This is a genomic window from Lentilactobacillus sp. SPB1-3 (genome assembly GCF_026913205.2).
Lineage (GTDB): Bacteria > Bacillota > Bacilli > Lactobacillales > Lactobacillaceae > Lentilactobacillus > Lentilactobacillus terminaliae.
The window spans coordinates 440,902-463,162 of record NZ_CP168151.1 but is presented as its reverse complement, the minus strand read 5'-3'; the positions used below and the strand labels follow the sequence as shown (position 1 = coordinate 463,162).

Genomic DNA, 22,261 nt, shown 5'->3' with positions numbered 1-22,261 from the left:
TCGCCTCAGTCCTGTAGCTGGTAAAGTGATGGATCAACCTTATCAAATAATGGTGATAACTCACCAACAGAGATAATAGTTAATCGATGCATCGCTCTAGTACAAATAGTGTAAACCAATTGGCGATCATCTTCATCAGCGTAATTTTCCTTTGATGCATTCCACATAATAATACTATCAAATTCCAAACCTTTAGCTAAGAATGATGGCACGATGATAATTCCATTCACTAATCGTTGATTTTCAGTTCTGACAAATGTTGCCCGGACACCAGCAGCCTTTAACTTCTTAGACAATTGTTCACACTCTTCTAGAGTTTTACCAATGATCGCGGTGGTTTCATGCTCTTCTAAGTTCTCGGCAGCCTGTTGTTTCAATGTTTCAATAGCTGTGGCTTCATTAGCAGCAACTGAAATCACTGGCTTTTCACCCTCACGATTGAATGACTCAATTGCAGCACCGTCATCCAAGATTTCTTTAGTGAAATCAGTGATCTGGGCAGTTGAACGATATGACTTAGTAAGTTGAACAACACTAGTCTTCTCGCTATCAAACATGTCACTGAGTTCGTCTAATAACTTGTGGCTGTTTTCATGGGTGAAAATTGCTTGGTTCAAATCACCTAAAACAGTAAATCTAGCTCTAGGGAAATTAAACTTCAAGAATGCTAATTGAAAGGCTGAGTAATCTTGAACTTCATCAATAAATAAATATCTGATGTCTCGTTCGCCACGTTTACCAGTCATTAAATCATATAGATATAAGTAAGTTGTTGCATCATCAATAGACAGTTTACCATTCTTCAAACGGTCGATGGTATTTTCAACAACTTGTTTCCAGTCGTCTTCTGTCAAACCGTATGCAGGCAAATCAATGATTTGAGAAAGGCTGCGCATCATGTGAACAAACTGGTTGTTCATACTCAAGAAATGGTTACGGTTGATTTGTCTTTGCACTTTTCTAAATGATTGGATAACGATTTGTCTGGCTAAGAAATTAAATTCCTTATCAGCATTTTCAATTTCTTCTTCTGCATCTGCATGCATTCGTTGAATATCTTCTTTAGTTAGATTTTGAACTGCTTCTTCTACCCAATCCTTCTTCATTTCAACTCGCACTTTGCGGTTTAAAATTTTGAGTAATGATTCCTTAGTTGCCGAAAGTCTATTACGAAGGTTGTAATTCTCATTAAAGCCATAGTAAATTTCGGCGATCTTTTCCTTAGGAATCAATACTTTGCCTTGGAATACTAAGTTTTTAAACCTCATATCCTCTTTATTTAAATGGTTAGCATATGCAGTAACAGCCTTAAAGTAATCTAAGCTACCCTTGATTTCATTAACCTTGCGCGCATTTCCAGTGAACTGTTCATCAAATCTTTGTGATAAAGTTTCTACTTCAATACTAGGTAATCGGTGCGAACTGTATTGATAGAAAGTCATTTGAACCATGTTTTGCTCACCAAGTTCAGGTAACACTTGATTAATATAATCATTAAACAATTGGTTTGGCGAGAACAATACAATTTGTCCTGAATGTAATTTTCCTGAATATTGGTAAAGCAAATAAGCAACTCGTTGTAATACCGCGGCCGTCTTTCCAGAACCAGCGGCTCCTTGTACAAACAAAAGCTCTGAACTGGTGTCCCGAATGATCTTGTTTTGCTCTTTTTGAATAGTAGTCACGATACTCTTCATCTTGGTATCTGAGTGGCCACCCAGAGCATCTAGTAGCATTTGGTCTCCAACTACCTCTTCAGTATCAAAGACCGTCTTGATGCTGCCATCTTCAATTTGAAATTGACGTTTTAACTGCACGTCAACTGTCTGGACACCATCTGGAGTGTCATACGAAACATCCCCAATTCCACCATTGTAATAAATACTAGAAATTGGTGCCCGCCAATCATAAATCAAATAATGATCTGGTCGGTCGGTAAATGAAGCCATCCCAATATAAATCGTTTCTGGTTTGGCTTCACCATTTTCTTGAAAATCAATCCTGGCAAAGTATGGATTTTTTTCCAACTTAGTTAATGTTACTAATTGCTTAGCAGCATATTCTTGCCGATTTTCACGTTCAGCAAGCATTTGTTGCTGTTGGCGAATCGACATCGCTGTCTCCATCATGCCACTGTATGTATCAGTTTTTATTCTGACATCATTGCCAAAATTGTCGTTAATTCCTTTGATATCTCTCTTAGTAGATTTAACCTTACTAGAAAAATTATTTTCAGCTACTTTAATTTGATCAGTAACGTAATTAAGATGTTGCTGTTCTTGGTCTTTTATACTATCTGCCATTTTCTTTCCCCCTAATAACTTGACTAAATAGTTTATCATAGTTAGACGTATAATTCAAAGAAATGCGATGATGTCGCGGTTTTTTAACATTTTCTTTGAGCAAATTATAAATTGGTATACGCCACATAATGACTATACATATGGTAAAATGATAGTGCTTTCAACCAAATGTATACATTGGAGGAATTATCATGACAATCTCACTATATTTTGTTCGCCATGGTCAGACATTTCTAAATAAATATCACCGCATCCAAGGATACGCCGATTCTCCACTAACTGATAAGGGAGTAAACGACGCAATTGATGCCGGTCGTCGGCTAAGCAACGTACCGTTTGCCGCCGCATATTCTAGTGATGCTCGTCGAGCAGTCCAAACTGGCAAGCTGATCTTAGCAGAAAATTCTGTAGATATTGACTCGCCAACCGAATTGACTGAGCTTAGAGAACTAAACTTTGGTTACTTTGAGGGTGAAGACGATGTGAAAACTTGGCACACAATTGGCGGACCCACTGGCGATAACTCATTTCACGAAATGATCAGTCGCTACGGTATTGAAGCCGCTGAAGATAAGATTGCGGCAGCCGATCCCTATGGCGATGCCGAATCAGGAAGTGAATTCTGGAATAGATTCGTTCCTGGAGTGGAAAAAATTATTGCCAACGCTAAAGATGGTGACCATATATTAGTTGCCACTCATGGTACGTTGATTCGTAACCTTGTGAGTCATTGGAGTGAGATTCCCGTTGATGTCTCAACCAAAAATGGTAGCGTGACTAAGGTCAACTGGGACGGAAATCAATATAGTATTGAATACTTTAATAACGTATCTACTGATATCTAATTAATGTTCAATAATGAAAAAAGACGTTACGAATTAAATTCGTAACGTCTTTTTATTATTTATTAGTATTTTGAGGAGCAGCCAATGCCCGCTCTTTGTACATTGGAATTTCGTCTTCACTAGCACGAATCCAGTGATGAGGAACGATTTCAACTAGCTTTCTTTCCTTACCGTCAAACTCTTGACTAGCATCGTATGGTTTTTGAACCCGAGTACGTTCATAATCTGGGTCTGGTACTGGAACAGCTGATAATAAACTGGCAGTGTAATCATGCAATGGGTGAGCATAAATTTCATCTGATGATGCAATTTCTAGCATCCGACCATAATGCATGACCCCAATTCTATCACTGATATATTTAACCATCGACAAATCATGGGCAATAAACAAATATGTTAGGTTCTTTTCACGTTGAAGTTTTTTCAACAAGTTAACCACCTGAGCCTGGATGGAAACATCCAGTGCTGAAATTGGTTCATCAGCGATAATGAATTGTGGTTGAACTGCTAAAGCCCGAGCAATTCCAATTCGTTGACGTTGACCACCAGAAAATTCGTGAGGATAACGACTTGAATGGTCCTTATTCAAACCTACGGTTTCCAGCAAATCTTCAACTTGTTTGTCACGATCTTCTTTGCTAGTAGCTAGGTGGTTAATATCAATACCCTCAGCAACAATATCCTTAACCTTCATTCGTGGATTCAAAGAAGCGTATGGATCTTGGAAAATCATCTGCATTTCTCTTCGAAAATGCTGCTGTTTTTCCTTAGTATTCAACTTAGAAACATCCTGGCCATCAAAGGTGATCTCACCTGCAGTTGGTTCATAAAGATGGATAATGGCTCTACCAGTAGTAGTTTTACCTGATCCTGATTCACCAACTAGACCAAAAGTTTCTCCCTCATATACGTCGAAACTAATGTCATCCACCGCATGAACTTCATTGGGTTTTCCAACATTGAAGTATTGCTTTAAATAGCTAACTTCCAGTATTTTTCTGGCTTTTGAATAATCCATTAAAGTTCTTCCTCCTGTTCACTAACATGGCTTGCTAAGTGGCGGTCACGTTCCTTAGCTGCTAATTCTGCGAAGTGCTTTTGACGTTCAACGATTGGTGCTGGTGGTGTAACTTTTGGTGCCCGTTCATCTAATAGCCAAGTGGCAGCGTAATGCGTATCAGAAACCTTAAAGAATGGTGGCTCTAATTCTGTATCAACTGCTAAGGCATATGGATTTCTTGGAGCAAAAGCATCCCCAACCGGTGGATCTAGTAAGTCTGGTGGCGTTCCTGGAATCGATGGCAATTCAGAACCTGCGGTATCCAAAGTTGGCATCGAGTTCAATAACCCCCAAGTATAAGGATGTTTAGGATTATAGAAGATTTCGTCTACTGTTCCATATTCCACGATTTTACCAGCATACATAACCGCTACTCGATCAGCCATCCCCGCAACTACTCCTAAATCATGAGTAATAAAGATGATTGATGTATTGATTTTCTCTTGCAATTCTTTCATCAAGTCCAAAATTTGGGCTTGAATCGTTACGTCCAAGGCAGTCGTTGGTTCATCAGCAATCAACACTTCTGGATAGTTGACTAAAGCAATCGCAATAACGATCCGTTGACGCATCCCACCAGAGAATTGGTGAGGATAGTTGTTGATTCGCTTTTCGGCATCTGTGATTCCAACAAGCTTCATCATTTCTAACGCTTGAGCATATGCTTTTTCTTTTTTCATACCCTTATGAATCATTAATGGTTCAGCAATCTGCTTTCCAATCTTCATGGTTGGGTCCAAAGAAGTCATTGGATCTTGGAAAATTTCAGCAATATCTTTTCCCCGAATACCGTCCATTTCCTTAGAAGTCTTTTTCAGCAAATCCTGATCCTTATACATAATGGTTCCACCAGCAACTTCGGCATTGTTGGCTAACAATCCCATAATTGAACGAGTGGTAACTGACTTACCAGAACCTGACTCACCAACAATTGCTAATGTTTCCCCTTTACGCAAATCGAAACTAACATTTCTGATTGCATTTACTTCACCAGCATATGTTTTAAAGTTGATTTCGAGATTTCTAACCTCTAATACGTCTTTTTCATTTTCCATCCCAAAATCACCTACTCCCTACTCTTTGGATCGAATGCATCACGCAAACCATCACCGAGAATATTAAATGCAATCATTAATATGGATAACACGATTGCTGGATACCACATTTGATAAGGTAGGAATTGGAAGTTCTTTTGGCCATCACTAATTAAAGTACCAAGTGAGGCTTGCGGAGCACTAATTCCGATACCAATATATGAAAGAAAGGCTTCGTTAAAGATTGCTGTTGGAATAGTGAACATCATATTAATAATGATGACACTGCTCAAATTAGGCAATAAATGCTTAAAGGCAATCTTTAATGGACTTTCACCTAAAGTTCGTGCTGCTAAAATAAATTCTTGGTTTTTAAGTTCCAAAGTTTGTGCTCTGACCAGTCGGGCCATATTTATCCAACTAGTAATTGCAATTGCCAGGATGATTGCTGTCATTCCGGGTTTCAATACTAAAATCAAGAGCACCATGATAACGATGTATGGAATTGAAAGCATAATTTCAATAAATCGTTGCATGAAGTTATCAACTCGGCCACCCTTCCAGCCTGAAACGATACCATAGATAACCCCAATAGTTAGATCAAAGAAACTAGCTGCAAGTGCGATCCATAATGAGATTCTTGTTCCGTAAAGGACACGTGAAAACAAGTCTCTACCTAAGTAGTCAGTTCCCATTAAATAATGGACACCCTTGCCGGCACCAGCTTGAGCATAAGCATCAACCCGAGCACCTGATTGAGTCAACGTTCCGTTGAATCCATTGATATCTACACCTGGAATTTTAGGTGGTAAGTTAGCAAAGTTGGGATTAGTTGCATTAGGGTTATGTGGTTGCCAAAGGCCTGAAGTAAATGCCAACACAATAATAATGATTAATACAACTAAAGCTGTCATTGCTGCTTTGTTTTTTCTTAGACGACGCCACGAATCTTGCAAGAAGGTCAGTGATGGCGCTGAAATTTTTTCGCGATCTAAGAAACCCTGACCAGTGTCAGAAATTAATTTAAAATCATCTGGGGATAATTTCTTAGCATTATCTGCCATTATCTGTTCCTCCTACTTATTAAGTCTAATTCGTGGATCAATGACACCGTACAAGATATCAGTAATCAACAAGACAACACACAACAAGAAACTATACATGATCGTCAGTCCCATAATGGTTGGATAATCGTTGGTCAATACTGACTTAACGAATTGTTCACCAATACCTGGAATTGAGAAGATGTTTTCCACAACCATTGATCCAGTCATGATGTTAACTGCTAATGGTCCTACGATCGTTACCAATGGAATCAAACTGTTACGCAAAGCATGGTGATAAATAATACCAAACTTGCTGAGTCCCTTGGCTTTTGCTAACTCAATGTAATCAGAGTTCAGCACATCCACCATTTCCGTTCGCATAAACCTAGCTGACTCCGCCAGTGGTGCAGCCGCTAATGCTAGTGTTGGTAAAATTGTGTATGAGAATCCTTGCCAATCAGCAATTGGGAATAATTGTAATTTTAGTCCCAAGTAATACTGAAGTAAGATAGCCAACACGAATGATGGAATCGAAATTCCTAAGATGGCAACAATAGTAGAGGCTGTATCTGCCCAAGTATCTTTCTTAACTGCACTAAAGGCACCAAGAATAATTCCGGCAAGCACCCCAACCACCATGGCTTGAGCACCAAGTTGTAATGATGGGCCAACTCTAGTTCCAATCAGGTAAGAAACTGGTTGATCACTAAATTGGAATGATGTACCAAAGTTTCCTTGAACAACACCACCAAGGTATGCAAAGTATTGGTACCATAGTGGTTTAGTTAATCCATACTGTTCTTTAACCTGTTCAATCTGTGCAGGAGACATCTTCGCTTGATTAGTAAATGGTGTTCCTGGCATAAACTTCATCAGGAAAAAGGTAATCGTTGTTACTAAGAATAATGTAACAAGGATATAAAAAATTCTTTTTCCAAGATACTTTACCATAAGAAATTCCTCTCATTTCTTTGGGGTCTAATACCGTAAAAGAGACTGGAAAGATAGCCAGTCTCAATTAGGTAAACTTATGTTCAATTATTTAACTGAAGCGAATTCGAATCCAAACTCTGGTGCAGTTGGGAAGAATTCAAGACCACTAACTTTTGATTTAGTTAATGTTGAGACACCAGTTTGATATAGTGGAATGATTGCTGTTTGGTTCATCAATAACTTCTCAGCTTTGACCATGTCATTCCAACGAGCGTTTTCATTATTTGCATCTTTACCAGAGTAATCTTTAACTAATTGGTCATACTCAGCGTTCTTAAACTTACCATTGTTTTGTGAATTAGTTGAAGTCATCAAATCAAGGAAGTTACTTGGATCCGGGTAATCAGCAATCCAGGCAGTGATTACTAAGTCAAAGTTACCTTGTTGTGAACGTTGTAAACGAGTCTTAAATGGTAAGTTTTGGTTAGTAATGTTCAAACCAGGAAGCTTCTCAAGTTGACTTTGAACAAATTCAGTAGCTTTCTTAGCCTTATCAGTATCATCTGATAATAAGCTCAAGTTAGCTGACTTCTTGCCAGTTTCTTTTAATCCTTTAGCCCAGTACTTCTTAGCTTGAGCAAGGTTGTAAGAAACGTCGGTCTTGGTATAAGCAGTATCAGCGAAGTCTTTGCCGTTATGTTTGGCCATGTCAGCTGGTACATAACCTTTTGGAGCAACCGAACCATCAGCCATTACTTTATTAGCCATTTGGTCACGATCAATTGCCAATGACAATGCTTTACGGATGTTAGCATTCTTGAAAATTGGGTCTTTTTGACGGTTCATTTCAAGGTAGAAAGTTGAAGCTTCCTTGTTAACACGGTATTCCTTACTATTCTTAAACTGACTAACTTGAGTTCCGTTTAATGTAGTGAAATCGAGCTTACCACTTTGGTAACTGTTCAGAGCAGTTGATGGATCCTTAATTACTTGAACGTTAACTTTATTAAGTTTGACTTTACTCTTGTCCCAGTATTGATTGTTCTTAACTAATTGCCAAGAATCATTAGTACCGTTCCAGCCAGTTAACTTAAATGGCCCGTTATATACAAGTGAACCACTGGTTGTACCGTACTTAGCACCGTACTTTTGAACTGCTTCCTTTGATTCTGGGAAGTAATAAGCTTGGGCAACCATGAATTTGAAGAAACTCTGTGGCTTGATCAAGTGGACGACTAATTTATAATCCCCCTTAGCCTCTACACCTAACTTAGAAAGAGGTAGTTTGCCGGAGTTAACTTTAGTAGCATTCACAATGTTGTCAAATATGTATGCATATTGTGAAGCTGTCTTAGGATTTACAGTTCGCTGCCATGAATAAACAAAATCCTTAGCAGTAACTGGTTTACCATTACTCCAGTTTGACTTACGTAAATTGAATGTCCAAGTTTTACCATCTTTAGAAATCTCATAATTCTTAGCGACACCAGGAATTACTTTGTTATCAGCAGCTAAACGAAGTAAACCTTCACCAGTTGAGTTAGTCATACGGCCTGAAACGATATCAGTTGCCTTTGACAAATCCATTGTTGGTAAATCAGCACTTTCTGTCCAATTCAAAGTCTTGGCGCTTCCACCTTGAGAAGAAGAATTGCTACCACAACCTGCTAAAATTAAAGCAGCGAATGCAGCGACTCCACTCAATTTTGCTACAGAGCTTAATTTCATAAACTTGCACCCCTTTTTGTTTTTCTGTATTCAGAATAGATTCATTCTAGATTAAAATTAAATTAAAATCAATGCCAAAATCCTATTTTAAATCACATTTTTGTCTCAAACAAAAATCAGTCATCCTCAGAAACCCCGTCATTTGGTCGATTGTTTTTGGTTTATTCGTTTTACTAAAATCACGAAAAATATGGCATCTTTTTGTATATAAATTGGATTTTTAGCATAATTGCCATTTTAATTTGAATAATATCCTTAATTTCAAAACAAATTTGATTGAATTTTAGTTTCTAATTCAATCATCATAATGAGTTACATTAGTGGAGTGATATAGCTATAAGTATGTGACACTTATGTGCTATACTATGACGACGTATATTAGGAGGCAATTAATGACAGATATTAATATTAATGAACAAACTCCCGTGATTACCATTGGTTTAAATCGCGGCTCAAAAAACTTTTCATATTCAATGGAAGAATTAAATAATTTAGTTACTGCGAATAACATGGTGGTGACCGAAACTTTAATTCAAAAATTGGACCGACCGGATGCTTCAACCTACTTTGGTAAAGGTAAAGTTGAAGAATTAGCTACGGTAGTTCAAGATACTGGTGCTGACACGGTGATTGCAAATGATGAATTATCCCCCAGCCAAATCAGAAATATTGAAAAACAAACCAACGCGAAGATTATCGATCGAACTGGCTTGATTCTAGAGATTTTTGCCAACCGAGCTCAATCTAGAGAAGCTAAGCTTCAAGTTGAATTAGCTAAACTTCAATATCAAATGCCAAGATTACACACATCTGCTAGTCAGCGACTTGATCAACAGACTGGTACTGGTGGTGGCGGTGGCTTTACCAACCGTGGTTCTGGTGAATCACAATTGGAATTAAACCGCCGTACTTTACAGGATCGTATTACCCACGTTCGTCATGAACTAAAGGAACTTGCAAAAGCTTCTGATGTTAAACGAAAACAACGTGATCGCAGTGAACTACCAACAGTTGCCTTAGTTGGTTATACCAATGCTGGTAAGTCTACAGTAATGAACGGTTTGATCAACTTATTCGGTGAAAGCTTGGATAAGCAAGTAATGGTCAAAAACATGTTGTTTGCTACTTTGGATACTTCAGTTAGAAAATTAACACTTCCTGATTCAAAAACTTTCCTTCTTAGTGATACAGTCGGATTTGTTAGCCAACTACCTCACCAATTAGTCGAAGCATTTAAATCAACTTTGGCCGAAGCCGCCAACGCAGATTTGTTAATTCAAGTTGTTGACTACTCTGATGATAATCGTGACTTAATGATGAAGACTACCGAAGATACTTTGACTGACATCGGTGTCTCCGGCATTCCAACTGTGATTGCTTTCAACAAGGCCGACAAACTTGAATTGTCGATTCCAACCCGTGAGGGCGATAACTTGATTATGTCAGCTTTAGAGGATTCATCTTTGGAAGCCCTCGTTGATATCATTCGAGAAAAGGTTTTCGATAACTATCACACTGTCACGTTAGTAATTCCATTTGATAAGGGAGACATTGTTTCCTATTTAAATGATAATACGAATGTGATTTCCACAGATTATGATGCCAACGGTACTATTATGAAAGTCGAACTCAATGATGTTGACTTCCAACGTTACAATGGCTATATTCTCCCTGATGCAGATTAACCCCAAGATATTTTAAGGAGGAGTTATGCTTATGCAGCAAAATAAGCAGACTGACGTTAAGCTCGACCGGAATATTGGTCTTTGGTCAGCTTTATCGTTAGTAATTGGCACCATCATTGGCGCCGGCGTTTTCGTCAGGCAATCAGCCGTATTAGACGAGGCAGGTTCCACTACTATGGGACTACTCGCCTGGTTAGCTGGTGGTATTCTGACGCTAACAGCTGGACTCACTATTGCTGAGATTGCTTCTCAGCTACCGCAAACTGGCGGACTTTATGTATATATGGAAAAGATTTATGGTGAGATATGGGGATTTCTTTCTGGCTGGATGCAGATCATTATCTATGGTCCTGCCATGATTGCTTCTCTGGGCGCCTATCTGGCCATTCTTCTCTCTGACTTCTTTGGCTTTTCAGCCAGCTGGAACGTTCCTATCGCAATTACCGCCGTGGTTGCAGTTGGGTTATTGAACCTGCTTTCGAATCGTTATGGTTCAATCTTTGCCATCATTACAACGATTTGTAAGTTGATTCCAATCGTAGCCTTGATAGTTTTTGGATTATTCTTCGGTAATCAAAATGCGTTGGGTCAAAGCATTTCTACTGTTCATGCTTCTGCAGGAAGCTTTGGTGTCGCTATTTTGGCTACATTATTCGCTTTTGATGGCTGGATCTTGGTTGCTAACCTTGGTGGAGAAATTAAGAATCCACGTAAGCTATTGCCACAAGCAATCACTTACGGAATCTTGGCCGTGTTAGCAATCTACGTTCTTGTATCATTTGGTGTTTACAGAGCCATTCCAGTTGATCAAATTCACTCACTGGGAACCAGTGCCATTCCTTACATCGCCACACACGCTTTTGGTGAAATGGGCGGTAAAATTCTTAGTATTGGAATTATCATTTCTATCGTGGGTTGTATGAACGGTAAGATCATGACTTTCCCTCGCATCATGTATGCCATGGCAAAGAAACACCAACTACCATTTTCTAAGGCCCTTGGATATCTTCATCCTAAGAGCCATGCCCCAATCGTTTCCATCGTGGTTGAAATGGTAATTGTTTCTGGCTTAATTATGTTTGCCAATCCTGACAGACTATCTGAGCTTTGCATCTTCACTGTTTATTGTTTTTACTTAATGGCCTTCGTGGGAGTCTTCATTCTCAGAAAACGCAATGCTGGTCAAGCAAGAGTTTTCTCAACCCCGCTATTCCCATTAACACCGATTATTGCGATTCTAGGATCGATATTTGTTATCGTCAGTGAAATTCAATCAGATATAGTTGGCGTTTTAATTTCCTTTATCTTCGTTGTTCTGGGAATTCCGGTATTCTACTATGCTAGAAAGAAGCGCACTGGATTACCTGAAGATGAGCTTAACATTGATGAAGAAATAGATTAATTTAAACAAAAAAAGGATTCGAGTTTATAAACTCGAATCCTTTTTAATTACATATTCTTAATCGATTACAAAGGCATGTCGCCATTAGTAATTTCTTCTGCCTCTGGATCCTTAGCAATCGTCTTTGATCTGTTCTGACGACGTTCAAGATATGAAGCAAATAGTGATAATGCATAACATACGATGAAGTACATGACGGCAAGTGCCACGAACATTGGAATCGTATAGTTAGTATTTTGACCATAAATGATTTGCGCATGATTCATCAAATCAGGTAACACGATAATCGTAGCTAAAGAAGTATCCTTAACTAACGAAATAAATTGACTAACGATAGCTGGAATCATGTTCTTAATCGCTTGTGGCAAGACAATGTGCCACAAACCTTGCCAGTATGTTAATCCATTCGCTCTGGCACCTTCCATTTGACCACTTGGAATCGAAACGATTCCGGCACGAACAATTTCAGCAACCATCGCAGCTTCAAAAATCGATAAAGCAATGATAGATGCCCAAACTGGCGCTGGCTTAAAGCCTAAGTTAGGTAATCCAAAGTACGTGAAGAAAATGATCAAAATCAGTGGCAAGTTACGAATAATATCGATCACAAAACCAACGATTGCAGATAACCATTTGATATTTACGTAACGGATAATCCCTAAGATGATTCCTAAAATTGAACTAAAGACAATTGAAACAACTGATACAAAGATCGTAATCCAAGCTCCCTCTAAAAGGAACCTGATGTTAACCCATGAGTATGCACCTAACACATTTAACATTTAGATTCCTCCTTTAAGCAGCCAATTTCTTTTCCAAGTGACGCATGTAGTAACTTAATGGCAATGTAATTACCAAATATAATATTCCGACACACAAGTATGCATTCATACTTTGAAGTGAATCTGAGGCAATTACATTTCCTTGATACATCAAATCAAAACCAGCAACGAAGGCTAGAACTGATGAGTTCTTGATTAAGTTAATGAATTGGTTACCTAATGGTGGAATAACAACTCTAAATGCTTGTGGCAATACTATGTAACGCATGGCTTGCCAGAAGGTTAACCCATTTGAACGAGCACCTTCCATTTGTCCAGGATCAACTGATTGAATTCCTGAACGAACGGTTTCAGCGATAAATGCTGAAGAGTATAAAGTCAAACCAATTGTTCCGGCAGCAAAACCGCTAATTTTCGTAATATACATTGGAATAACCACGTAGAAGAACATTGTGATAACCAACAATGGAATATTTCTGAAAATTTCGATATATACCTTAGCGATCACATGAACGATTTTATTAGGGATCACTTCTAGGATGGCAAAACCAGAACCAATAATTAATGCAAAGAATAGTGCGATGATACTACACAAAATTGTTTGCCAGAATCCTTGAAAGAGTTCTCCTCCATAATTTTGAAAGATACTTATCATCGTCTGTATGCCCCCTTCAAGTTAAATCCTTTAACATTGCCAAACCACTTGTTGATCAAACGATTGTATTCACCAGATTTTTCAATCTTGGTTAAGGCATTGTTTGTAGCATCTCTAAATTTAGTTTGGCCCTTATCAACGGCAATTCCGTAAGGTTCGTTAGTAAAGGTTCCACCCACAACTGAATAGCCAGGGTTTTCAACAGACATACCATAAAGAATTCCGTTATCAGTGGTCAATGCTTGACCTTGTCCTGATTTTAAGGCGGTCAATGCTTGAGAATAATCAGTTAATTGCAAAACTTTGGCTTTTGGTGCGTACTTACCAATGTTTTGAACAGAATTAGAACCAACTACCCCTAACACTACATCACCCTTTTTATTAAGGTCATGCACGTTTTTAATTGGGCTACCATCTTTAACTAAGATAGCTTGTCCGGCATCAAAATATGAACGGCTGAAATCAACTTGCTTAGCACGTTCAGGTGTAATGGTCATTGTTGCCATGATGGCATCGATATTACCGTTTCTCAATAGAGGCATACGGGTTTGACTAGTAACTTGTAAAAATCTAGCCTTACCGTTTTTACCTAAAATTTGTTTAGTCATTGCTTTGGCAAGGTCAATTTCAAAACCCTTGATTTGGTTATCCTTAACATCCATCAAACCAAATAATTTGGTATCAGCTTTAACACCCCAGGTAATGGTGTTAGAAGCCTTGTCTTGAGCAAGGACATCTTTTTTAGCACTTGAACCACATGCACTTAAACTAACCACGGTTACCAAAAGTGCAAATAAAAGTCCAAGTTTTCTGTAGACTTTCTTCATATTGCATCATCCCTCCAACGAACCCAATTTTAATGCGTAATGATTTTACCTAAGAACTGACGAGCTCTTTCATTTGAAGGTTCGCCATTAAAGAAGGTGTCACTACTGTCGTCTTCAAGAATTTGACCATCTGCCATGAAGATAACCCGGTCAGCAACTTCACGAGCGAAGCCCATTTCATGAGTAACCACTAACATAGTCATCTTTGAATCACGAGCGATGTCTTTCATAACGTTCAAAACATCATCGATCATTTCAGGATCAAGAGCTGAGGTTGGTTCATCAAAAAGCAAACATTTTGGTTTCATTGCTAATGAACGAGCAATCGCAATACGTTGTTGTTGACCACCAGAAAGTTGAGCCGGATATTTCGCAGCTTGGTCAGCTAAACCAACTCGATCAAGTAATTCCATTGCGAATTTCTTGTTTTCTGCTTCATCACGTTTCAACACGATTCTTGGTGCCAACATGATGTTTTCCAAAATCGTCTTGTTTGCATATAAATTAAAATGTTGAAATACCATCCCGACATTCTTACGAATACGGTTGATATCAGTTTTATTGTTTGCCAAGTCTTGGCCATTAACAATCAATCGACCGTCTTGAACTGGTTCCAAACCATTTACGGTTCGAATCAATGTAGATTTTCCGGAACCTGAAGGTCCAATCAAAACTACCGTTTCACCATCTTCAATCTTAAGATTGATATCTTTCAATGCATGAAAATCACCATAGTATTTTTGTACATCGTCAAACTCGATCATTGCCATACCCATTCCTCCAAATTAAAGACAATTCTTAAAATCGTCTCATAATTGTTACTAAATCAATCATAGGTTAAAAATGTTTTGATGTAAAATAACCTAACTTAAAAAATAACGATTACATAGTATTCCACCCCAGAGGGTTATTTTGGTAATACCGAATGATTATTCGACTAATTTAGTAGTAATTAACATTTTACCCGAAATTTGTAAAAAATGTCTACTTTTTTTACAAATAGTTTGGCAAAACAAAAAGGATGACCCTGAAATACATCAAGAATCATCCCATTAATTATCGTAATTTATTTTAATTTTCTATCGTTTACTATACGCAACCTTGATAGCAATTTCGTAATCTTTTTGGTGCTCCATCAGTGATGAACGACCAAACTCCTTGTATGGTCCACCAACGATAGTCACCGAAGCTAAGAAGAATTTGATTTGTTCTCTATCAATTGACTTTATCGATTGCAAACCAACCCTAGAAACTTCACCCACTGGTAGACGTTCAGCCTTATTTAAACCAGCATAGACTACATAGCGATCATCAATTCGTTCCATATCAAAGTATGGAAGTAAAACTCCATCACCGATTGCAAAAGCTGGCTTACCATTAGCAGCCTTTAAGATATCAGTGATTTGACGGTCTGAATTACCATTATAATCTTCTCTTAGTAACCCCTGAGCCTTTAAAATCGCGACTATCTCTTTGATATTGGCCTGTTGCTCTGGAGTCGATGTTACTTTCGCTGGCATAACATGGCGATCATCAAACATTCCGTTAGCAGGAATATTGTTGGTGATCACTGTGCCACCCATTCCTGAGTTGCCTTGAGTTTGGCTGGGTCTAGGCGAGATATGCAAAGCCTTAACGATTTTGGGAGTAATATCGAATCTCGGTTGCCGATTGGTAAAGTAATAAAACAAATTGCAAACCGCAAAGTACAACAATACCAAAGCCACTAATAAGAACAAGAGTCCCCTTGATAGATAACCATTGGCTAAGAACCTAACGGCAACGTAAAACAAATAAAGATCGCCGAGGATTCCAAGAATTGTGTAAATTCGGCTTTTCAAAGTAACGTTGATATTGAAATAACCTAAGTAGTGGTTGACCATATCTAAAAAGCTAAACATTAGTTGCCACCCCCTTGGGTAGTTACTTTATCATTAGTCGTTTGGGTGCCGGTATTACCAGTATTTGTTCCTTGCTGAGTACTTGTGGCACCTGAACGTTCAGTTCCGGTTGTTCCAGTATTACCGGTAGTACCAGTATTGTCATCATTTTGACCATTATTTTCTGACGGCGTCGTGGTAGTTCCTTCATTATTAGAATTAGACTTCTTAGTACCACTGGTTGTTGATCCAGTTTTGTTAGTACTCTTCTTAGTCTTACTACCAGTGTTTGAATTAGTAGTATTTGATTTTTTAGAAGTACCAGTAGTAGTTTCGCTACTGTCTTCAGTGGTTTGGGAATCAGAATTCTTATTAGCTGTTTCCTTATCACTACTATCATCCTTCTGACTTGATTCATCTTTTTTATCACTTGAAGAATCTTTCTTGTCAGATGACGAATTACTATCATCACTGGAACTATCTTTATTAGTTTTAGATGTACCGTAAATTTTATTCGATAAACTTGACTGGGTTGCAGTTTGAGCTTGGGATGGCGTCCCTTCATTAGTAGCAGTAACTTTGTTTACCACCACGTTTGTCGCACCAAGCGCCAACGATATCGATAAGATTGCAAACGGCGTAAGTAACGGCGGAATACGATTTTCCATGGATACACTTCCTTACTCAAATTTATTAAACCAGATTATGACATAAATATATGTTATTCAGATAAAGTTTTCATTAATTATTCTTTAAGTTAGCACAATCTTGGCATAATCCATAAATTTGGAAGTAGTGTCCCGTAATCTCAGTTCCTGGTAATTGAGCTAATACTTCATCACTTAATGGGCATTCTTTTAATTCAGTCACCTTGCCACATTGGTTACAAATAAAGTGATGGTGATGTTCATTTTTGAAATCACACTGGAATTTAACGCTTTGACACTGTCCTTGAACTTGCTTTTCCACGATTCCGATCTCTTCAAATTCAGAGATGTTTCGATAAATAGTATTATGGCTCATCTTAGGAAATGAGCGACGCATGAATTCATCAACGGCCGTTACTTCAACGTATTTGTGATTAGCAATTTCTGCCAAATATTCAATCATAGCCATTCTTTGTTTAGTGATTTTATAATTATTATTTTTTAATGCCTTAGTGGCTTCTTCAACTGCTATCATTTGTAATACCTCCGTTAAATGTAACGATTACTATTTCAATAATGTACCACAAAAAAACTAAGCTTACAAACCGATGACACATCAACTTGATTAACCCAAAATAAAAAGCCTAACCGTTTCTCATTGTTAGACCTTTGCGTTTACTACTATTTATATTCATTGACGATTTCGTCAACGCGCTGCTTAGTTAATTCCCAATTGTTATTGTTAATAACGTGAGCCTTGCCCTTTAGCTCATCAGGCAGGCTCAAGTCACGAAGATACTCATTGGACTTGATGCGTTCTGTTAAGATCGTCGTATCATCGCCACGGCTCTTCATCCGTTGCAATAAAGTCCCTGAATCATCCACCTTTAAGAAGATGATTACCGCCTTATCACCCAGTTCTCGTTGATAAGTAATGGCTCCCGCAGTATCGAGAACGATCGTAATCAAATCAGATTGTTTCCAAGCATTCTCTAGTCCTTCAAACGAAGATCCGTAACGATTACCGGCGTAAGAAACTGATTCCAGATAATGGTTCTTACCAAATGAATCTTCTGTTTCAAAGTAGTAATCCACTCCATTTTTCTCATGGATCCGGGGCTGGCGAGTTGTGTGAGTAATAACTTTAGTCATATGAAATTGACTAGTTAAATAATTTCTAACCGTGGTTTTACCACTACCAGCAGCTCCAGTAATGACAAATACCCGTTGATCACTCATTTTTATCGCCAACTTTTTCTTTAGCTTTAATGTATTTATCAGCAGCGGTCAACAATTCGCGTAAATTGTCATACGTCACTGTTTCGTATGCTCGATCAAATGTAAACCAGCCAAATGAATTAATCTCTTCCTCTTGTTCAGATACCTCAACATTAGCTGGTACCCGACTGACGAAGAAGTTAACAACTTTGTGATTGCCATTCTTCATATCATATTCGATTGACTGCTGAAAGCCTGTATCGATCGTAGTCGTCAATGAAGTTTCTTCAAAGATTTCTCTAACCGCTGTATCAATTAAATCTTCTCCCGCCTCAATGTGACCTTTAGGAAATCCCCAAAAGTCATCAACTGCACTTTGCAACAACAAATAACACACCATATTATTCCGAATTTGATAAACAATAGCGCCACTATCATTTTCTGTAGGCATAATTACTTACTCCCCTTCACTGACATTGTCTAATTTTGCAATAGTTCGTTTCAAAAATACTGGTGCAACAATCGTTGAGATAATAATAACAATAATAATTTCTGAGTACAATTCTGGTGCAATTAACTTTGCGGAAATTCCGATTTGAGCAATGATCAAGGCCATTTCACCACGGGAAACCATTCCAGAACCAATAGCCATCGCACTTTTACCATTCATTCCTGCCATCCTAGCTCCCAGTGCACCACCATAAAGCTTGGTTACCACTGCCAAAATGGACATAACGATTAAGAACACTAAGTTGTTGAGCACGCCATCGAACTTCATATCAAGACCGATACTTACAAAGAAAATCGGAATGAAGAACGTATATCCAACGGAACTCACAGAATTAGCGATAACTTCTTGATACTTAGTTTGCGATACTGCTACACCGGCGAAAAAGGCTCCGACCACAGCACTCAAGCCAATGGCATCAGCTGTGTAAGCCATCAAGAAACAAATCGTTAACGAAACAATGGCTACTGAACGGTAAATAGGTAATCTTTCTGCCAAGCGCAAAATAAATGACACGACCCATTTGACTAACAAGAAAACCACCACAAAATATCCAATCTGTAAGATTGTTGCCGTGGCTAAATTAAGATTAGAATCTCCACCCACACCAAAGATGCTGACGAAGACGCTCAGTAGAACCACTGCGATAATATCATCGACCACAGCAGCACCTAAAATCGTCGCTCCTTCCGGCGTATCCAATCGTTTTAATTCACGCAGTACTTCCACACTGATAGACACTGAGGTCGCTGCGAAAATAACACCCCAAAAGACCGCTCGTTCAAAACCTTGCCCCATAAACATACCATAGGCATAAAAGAGAATCATTGGCGCAATCACTCCACACATGGCGACTAGGATAGCTGGTCGAAAGTATTTCTTTAGTAAGTCTAGATCACTTTCAATACCGGCTATAAACATTAAAATAATGACCCCTAGTTCTGATCCCACGTGCATCAAATGGTTGTTTGCTAACAGGCCAAAAACTCCCGGCCCTAACAAAACTCCCACTAGCAATTGTCCAATGACAGCAGGCAGACCAACTCGTTGACTAACCGCTGATGCAAGTAGTGTGGTAATTAAAATTAATGCAATTTGTCCAACGTATTCCATATTTTCTCCAATCGTCGTTTATTTATTTAAATGATATCATTTACCAAAAGTATCTGCCATAACAACAGGATATCTAAGATAAGGTATAATAACGTTAACTAATATGTTATGGAGGACCTTAATTTGAAAATCAATCAATTCGCTTATGTACCGACTAGTCACGAACAAATCCTCAAAGAGCTAGCTGATATTCGCTTTATCACTCCTAAAACTAAAAAAGTTTCCGATCCAGTAATGTTGTACCGCCAATTTTTAATGAAATTTCTCTTAGAAAAACAGGGTCATGCTACTCGTGAACGAATTTTATCGACAATCATGGCTTCTCCTGATCAAAGTGTTGATGAATACACCAAAACTAGCGCCACTGTTAGTAAGCAAGCATTTTATAATGTCGCCTTACAACTACTACAATTCGAGGTCGGCTTAGATTATGATTTGAGCGACCCCATCAAAACTATGCACGATTTAGGATTACCGGTTGCTGATGTAGAGGACCCACTGAATCGTGATACATTGATCGATGCTTGGTACCTGTTGTTAAACACCCGGACTAAGTATGGCCAAACCTTAATTGATTACCTTGCTGGCCAAGGATACTATGCTCAATTCGGTAGAGATTCAGGTCTTAAAAAGCCATTGTTTTTCAACGGTAAATCTCAAGCTGTATTTAACACTTCGAAATTAATCCGTGAAATCGTCTATGTTGAGGCGCCCATTGATTCTGACCATGATGGTAATCGAGACCTAGTCAAAGTTGAAGTGATCAGACCAAACGAAACTAACAAGGGCATCAAAATCCCCGTTGTCTTTACAGCGAGTCCCTACGACCAAGGAACGAATGACGAAACGGCCGATAAGTTAACCCATGATGTTAGCAAAGACCAGTTAACTCACAAGACTCCCAATGATGACACCTTAGCTGATGTCACTGCAGATGAGCCTAATACTTCATTGCCACCTGAAACCGTCCCTGTTCAAATGACAGATACAGTTGAAGAAACCTTCACCAAAACTTGGACGTATTCATTAAATGACTATTTGTTGGCCCATGGTTTTGCTGTTGTTTATTCAGCGGGAATTGGAACTAAAGATTCTGATGGCTATCGGACGACAGGATCAATTGATGAAACTATTTCAACGACTGCCGTTATTGAATGGTTGAACCATCAGCGTGTGGCATTCACAAACCGAACTGACCGTGTGGGCATCAACGCCTGGTGGAGCACTGGTAATGTTGGTATGACAGGTAGATCTTATTTAGGAACCCTGGCTAATGCTGCTGTACTTTCTGGTGTTGCCGGATTAAAGACGGCTGTCGTAGAAGCTGGTATCTCCAACTGGTATGACTACTATCGCGAAAATGGTTTGGTTGTCGCCCCAGGTGGGTTCCAAGGTGAAGATGCCGATATCCTAGCTGAACTAACCTATTCTAGAAAACAACGAGCTAATGAATATCTAAAAACTAAGCAATCTTGGCAACATCAATTAGCCGCTATTGAAAAGGCTGAAGACCGTGAGACAGGTAACTACAACCAGTTCTGGGACGCTAGAAATTATCTAACTTCTGATAAAGCCCAAGCCGATGTTCTCCTCGTTCACGGACTTAATGACTGGAACGTTAAGCCATCTCATGCCTATCACCTCAGAAACCTATTGAAAAAGGATAACTTAACGCTCAAAACGGTTCTTCATCAGGGTCAACATGAATACCTAAATAATTTTAGGTCCGTTGATTTCACAGACATGGTCAACCTCTGGTTAGTCAATAAATTGTATGAAATCGATAACAATGCAGACAAGGTCATCCCTGATGTTTTAGTTCAAGATAACGTTAAGGAACAGACTTGGCACACCGTTGAAGATTGGGGAACTGATAACTCAAAACAAGTTTCATTAGCCGACGATTGGTTCACTAATGTTAATGATAATCAGGAATTCAGTAATCATATGGCTGATGACCAGTTTAAGTCCTATGTTGCCGATACGGCCAAATGGCGAGCAGAATTATACAAAACCAGTAGCTCAGCTGTCGACAAAAATACTATCAAATTACTTAGTCAACCTCTTGAAGAAGATATGACTATCAATGGTTCTGTCCACCTTTCTTTAAATGTTACTAGTGATCAAAACATTGGGATGTTAAGTGCCAAAATCGTGGACTTTGGTGAAGCTCACCGACTAACACCAACCCCAACTGTTTTAGAGCCACTGCAAATTAGTCTAGGATACAACTGGCGCAAAGATAATCTCCGGGAATTCACCTACGAGAAAAAACTTTCTCAATTCAAAAAAATCACTGATGGTCACATCAATTTACAAAATCGGCATAATAGTTACCAAGTCGACGAAGTTGAACCTGGTAAGGCTTATCAAGTCGAATTTGACTTGGAACCCGAAGTATTTCGCGTTATTAAGGGCCACCGCATTGGTATCATTCTCTTCTCCGCTGACCTTGATTACACCATCCGCACTAATCAAGAAATCAACTACCAAATCGACCTCGCTAAGTCAGAAATTAGCTTACCAATTCAATAGAAGCTAAATTTTGAGGTCGAAAAGTGGTATCATTTAACATAAATTACAAAGGATAGGTGA

General features: G+C 38.6%; 20 protein-coding genes. 4 read left to right on the top strand and 16 right to left on the bottom strand.

Annotation, left to right across the window (positions count from 1 at the left end; translation table 11 throughout):
- Window positions 1–5 precede the first annotated feature (5 nt).
- On the bottom strand, window positions 6–2,303 hold the full coding sequence (gene helD, locus O0236_RS02180; RefSeq protein ID WP_268912545.1) for an RNA polymerase recycling motor HelD: 2,298 nt from the start codon (window positions 2,301–2,303) through the stop codon (window positions 6–8).
- A 191-nt stretch (window positions 2,304–2,494) separates the two neighbouring features.
- On the opposite strand from helD, the gene O0236_RS02175 reads away from it, so the two are divergent.
- Window positions 2,495–3,148 (top strand): histidine phosphatase family protein, encoded by a 654-nt coding sequence (locus O0236_RS02175; protein WP_268912544.1) that lies wholly within the window; start codon window positions 2,495–2,497, stop codon window positions 3,146–3,148.
- A 55-nt stretch (window positions 3,149–3,203) separates the two neighbouring features.
- On the opposite strand, the gene O0236_RS02170 is transcribed toward O0236_RS02175, so the two are convergent.
- From O0236_RS02170 to O0236_RS02150, 5 genes are all read right to left on the bottom strand, one after another.
- Complete coding sequence (locus O0236_RS02170) at window positions 3,204–4,166, bottom strand: ABC transporter ATP-binding protein (RefSeq protein ID WP_268912543.1); 963 nt, start codon at window positions 4,164–4,166, stop codon at window positions 3,204–3,206.
- A complete protein-coding gene (locus O0236_RS02165; RefSeq protein ID WP_268912542.1) occupies window positions 4,166–5,263 on the bottom strand; it encodes an ABC transporter ATP-binding protein in 1,098 nt (365 codons plus the stop codon). The genes O0236_RS02170 and O0236_RS02165 overlap by 1 nt, the downstream gene beginning before the upstream one ends.
- Window positions 5,264–5,274: 11 nt before the next feature.
- Complete coding sequence (locus O0236_RS02160) at window positions 5,275–6,306, bottom strand: ABC transporter permease (protein ID WP_268912541.1); 1,032 nt, start codon at window positions 6,304–6,306, stop codon at window positions 5,275–5,277.
- A gap of 12 nt (window positions 6,307–6,318) precedes the next feature.
- The gene (gene opp3b, locus O0236_RS02155; protein ID WP_268912540.1) at window positions 6,319–7,239 is read right to left on the bottom strand and encodes an oligopeptide ABC transporter permease; all 921 of its coding nucleotides are present in this window, start codon (window positions 7,237–7,239) and stop codon (window positions 6,319–6,321) included.
- A gap of 87 nt (window positions 7,240–7,326) precedes the next feature.
- Window positions 7,327–8,949, bottom strand: a complete 1,623-nt coding sequence (locus O0236_RS02150; protein WP_268912539.1) for a peptide ABC transporter substrate-binding protein — start codon at window positions 8,947–8,949, stop codon at window positions 7,327–7,329.
- A 392-nt stretch (window positions 8,950–9,341) separates the two neighbouring features.
- Between O0236_RS02150 and hflX the strand changes: the two genes are divergently transcribed.
- Together hflX and O0236_RS02140 are read left to right on the top strand one after the other, a co-directional pair.
- Window positions 9,342–10,634, top strand: a complete 1,293-nt coding sequence (gene hflX, locus O0236_RS02145) for a GTPase HflX (RefSeq protein ID WP_268912538.1) — start codon at window positions 9,342–9,344, stop codon at window positions 10,632–10,634.
- A 31-nt stretch (window positions 10,635–10,665) separates the two neighbouring features.
- Window positions 10,666–12,036, top strand: coding sequence for an APC family permease (locus O0236_RS02140; protein WP_268912537.1), 1,371 nt, complete (start codon window positions 10,666–10,668; stop codon window positions 12,034–12,036).
- A 65-nt stretch (window positions 12,037–12,101) separates the two neighbouring features.
- On the opposite strand, the gene O0236_RS02135 is transcribed toward O0236_RS02140, so the two are convergent.
- The 10 genes from O0236_RS02135 to O0236_RS02090 all read right to left on the bottom strand — a co-directional run bounded on the left by O0236_RS02135 (window position 12,102) and on the right by O0236_RS02090 (window position 19,666).
- Window positions 12,102–12,818, bottom strand: a complete 717-nt coding sequence (locus O0236_RS02135; protein ID WP_268912536.1) for an amino acid ABC transporter permease — start codon at window positions 12,816–12,818, stop codon at window positions 12,102–12,104.
- Window positions 12,819–12,831: 13 nt separating this feature from the next.
- Window positions 12,832–13,473: an amino acid ABC transporter permease gene (locus O0236_RS02130; RefSeq protein ID WP_268912535.1), complete on the bottom strand. Its 642-nt coding sequence runs from the start codon at window positions 13,471–13,473 to the stop codon at window positions 12,832–12,834.
- Complete coding sequence (locus O0236_RS02125; RefSeq protein WP_268912534.1) at window positions 13,470–14,300, bottom strand: transporter substrate-binding domain-containing protein; 831 nt, start codon at window positions 14,298–14,300, stop codon at window positions 13,470–13,472. The genes O0236_RS02130 and O0236_RS02125 overlap by 4 nt, the downstream gene beginning before the upstream one ends.
- A 29-nt stretch (window positions 14,301–14,329) precedes the next feature.
- Window positions 14,330–15,070, bottom strand: a complete 741-nt coding sequence (locus tag O0236_RS02120; protein ID WP_329608899.1) for an amino acid ABC transporter ATP-binding protein — start codon at window positions 15,068–15,070, stop codon at window positions 14,330–14,332.
- A 309-nt stretch (window positions 15,071–15,379) separates the two neighbouring features.
- Entirely contained in the window at window positions 15,380–16,201 is an 822-nt protein-coding gene (locus tag O0236_RS02115; protein ID WP_268912533.1) for a DUF6681 family protein, read from the bottom strand.
- Complete coding sequence (locus O0236_RS02110; protein ID WP_268912532.1) at window positions 16,201–16,848, bottom strand: hypothetical protein; 648 nt, start codon at window positions 16,846–16,848, stop codon at window positions 16,201–16,203. The genes O0236_RS02115 and O0236_RS02110 overlap by 1 nt, the downstream gene beginning before the upstream one ends.
- Window positions 16,849–16,921: 73 nt before the next feature.
- The gene (locus O0236_RS02105; RefSeq protein ID WP_268912531.1) at window positions 16,922–17,362 is read right to left on the bottom strand and encodes a Fur family transcriptional regulator; all 441 of its coding nucleotides are present in this window, start codon (window positions 17,360–17,362) and stop codon (window positions 16,922–16,924) included.
- 146 nt (window positions 17,363–17,508) lie between these two features.
- Window positions 17,509–18,066, bottom strand: a complete 558-nt coding sequence (locus O0236_RS02100) for a guanylate kinase (RefSeq protein ID WP_268912530.1) — start codon at window positions 18,064–18,066, stop codon at window positions 17,509–17,511.
- The gene (locus O0236_RS02095) at window positions 18,059–18,496 is read right to left on the bottom strand and encodes a bis(5'-nucleosyl)-tetraphosphatase (protein ID WP_268912529.1); all 438 of its coding nucleotides are present in this window, start codon (window positions 18,494–18,496) and stop codon (window positions 18,059–18,061) included. Before O0236_RS02095 ends, O0236_RS02100 begins: the two co-directional genes overlap by 8 nt.
- 6 nt (window positions 18,497–18,502) lie before the next feature.
- A complete protein-coding gene (locus tag O0236_RS02090) occupies window positions 18,503–19,666 on the bottom strand; it encodes a cation:proton antiporter (RefSeq protein WP_268912528.1) in 1,164 nt (387 codons plus the stop codon).
- 123 nt (window positions 19,667–19,789) lie between these two features.
- On the opposite strand from O0236_RS02090, the gene O0236_RS02085 reads away from it, so the two are divergent.
- A complete protein-coding gene (locus tag O0236_RS02085) occupies window positions 19,790–22,201 on the top strand; it encodes a Xaa-Pro dipeptidyl-peptidase (RefSeq protein WP_268912527.1) in 2,412 nt (803 codons plus the stop codon).
- The last annotated feature ends 60 nt before the right edge of the window (window positions 22,202–22,261 follow it).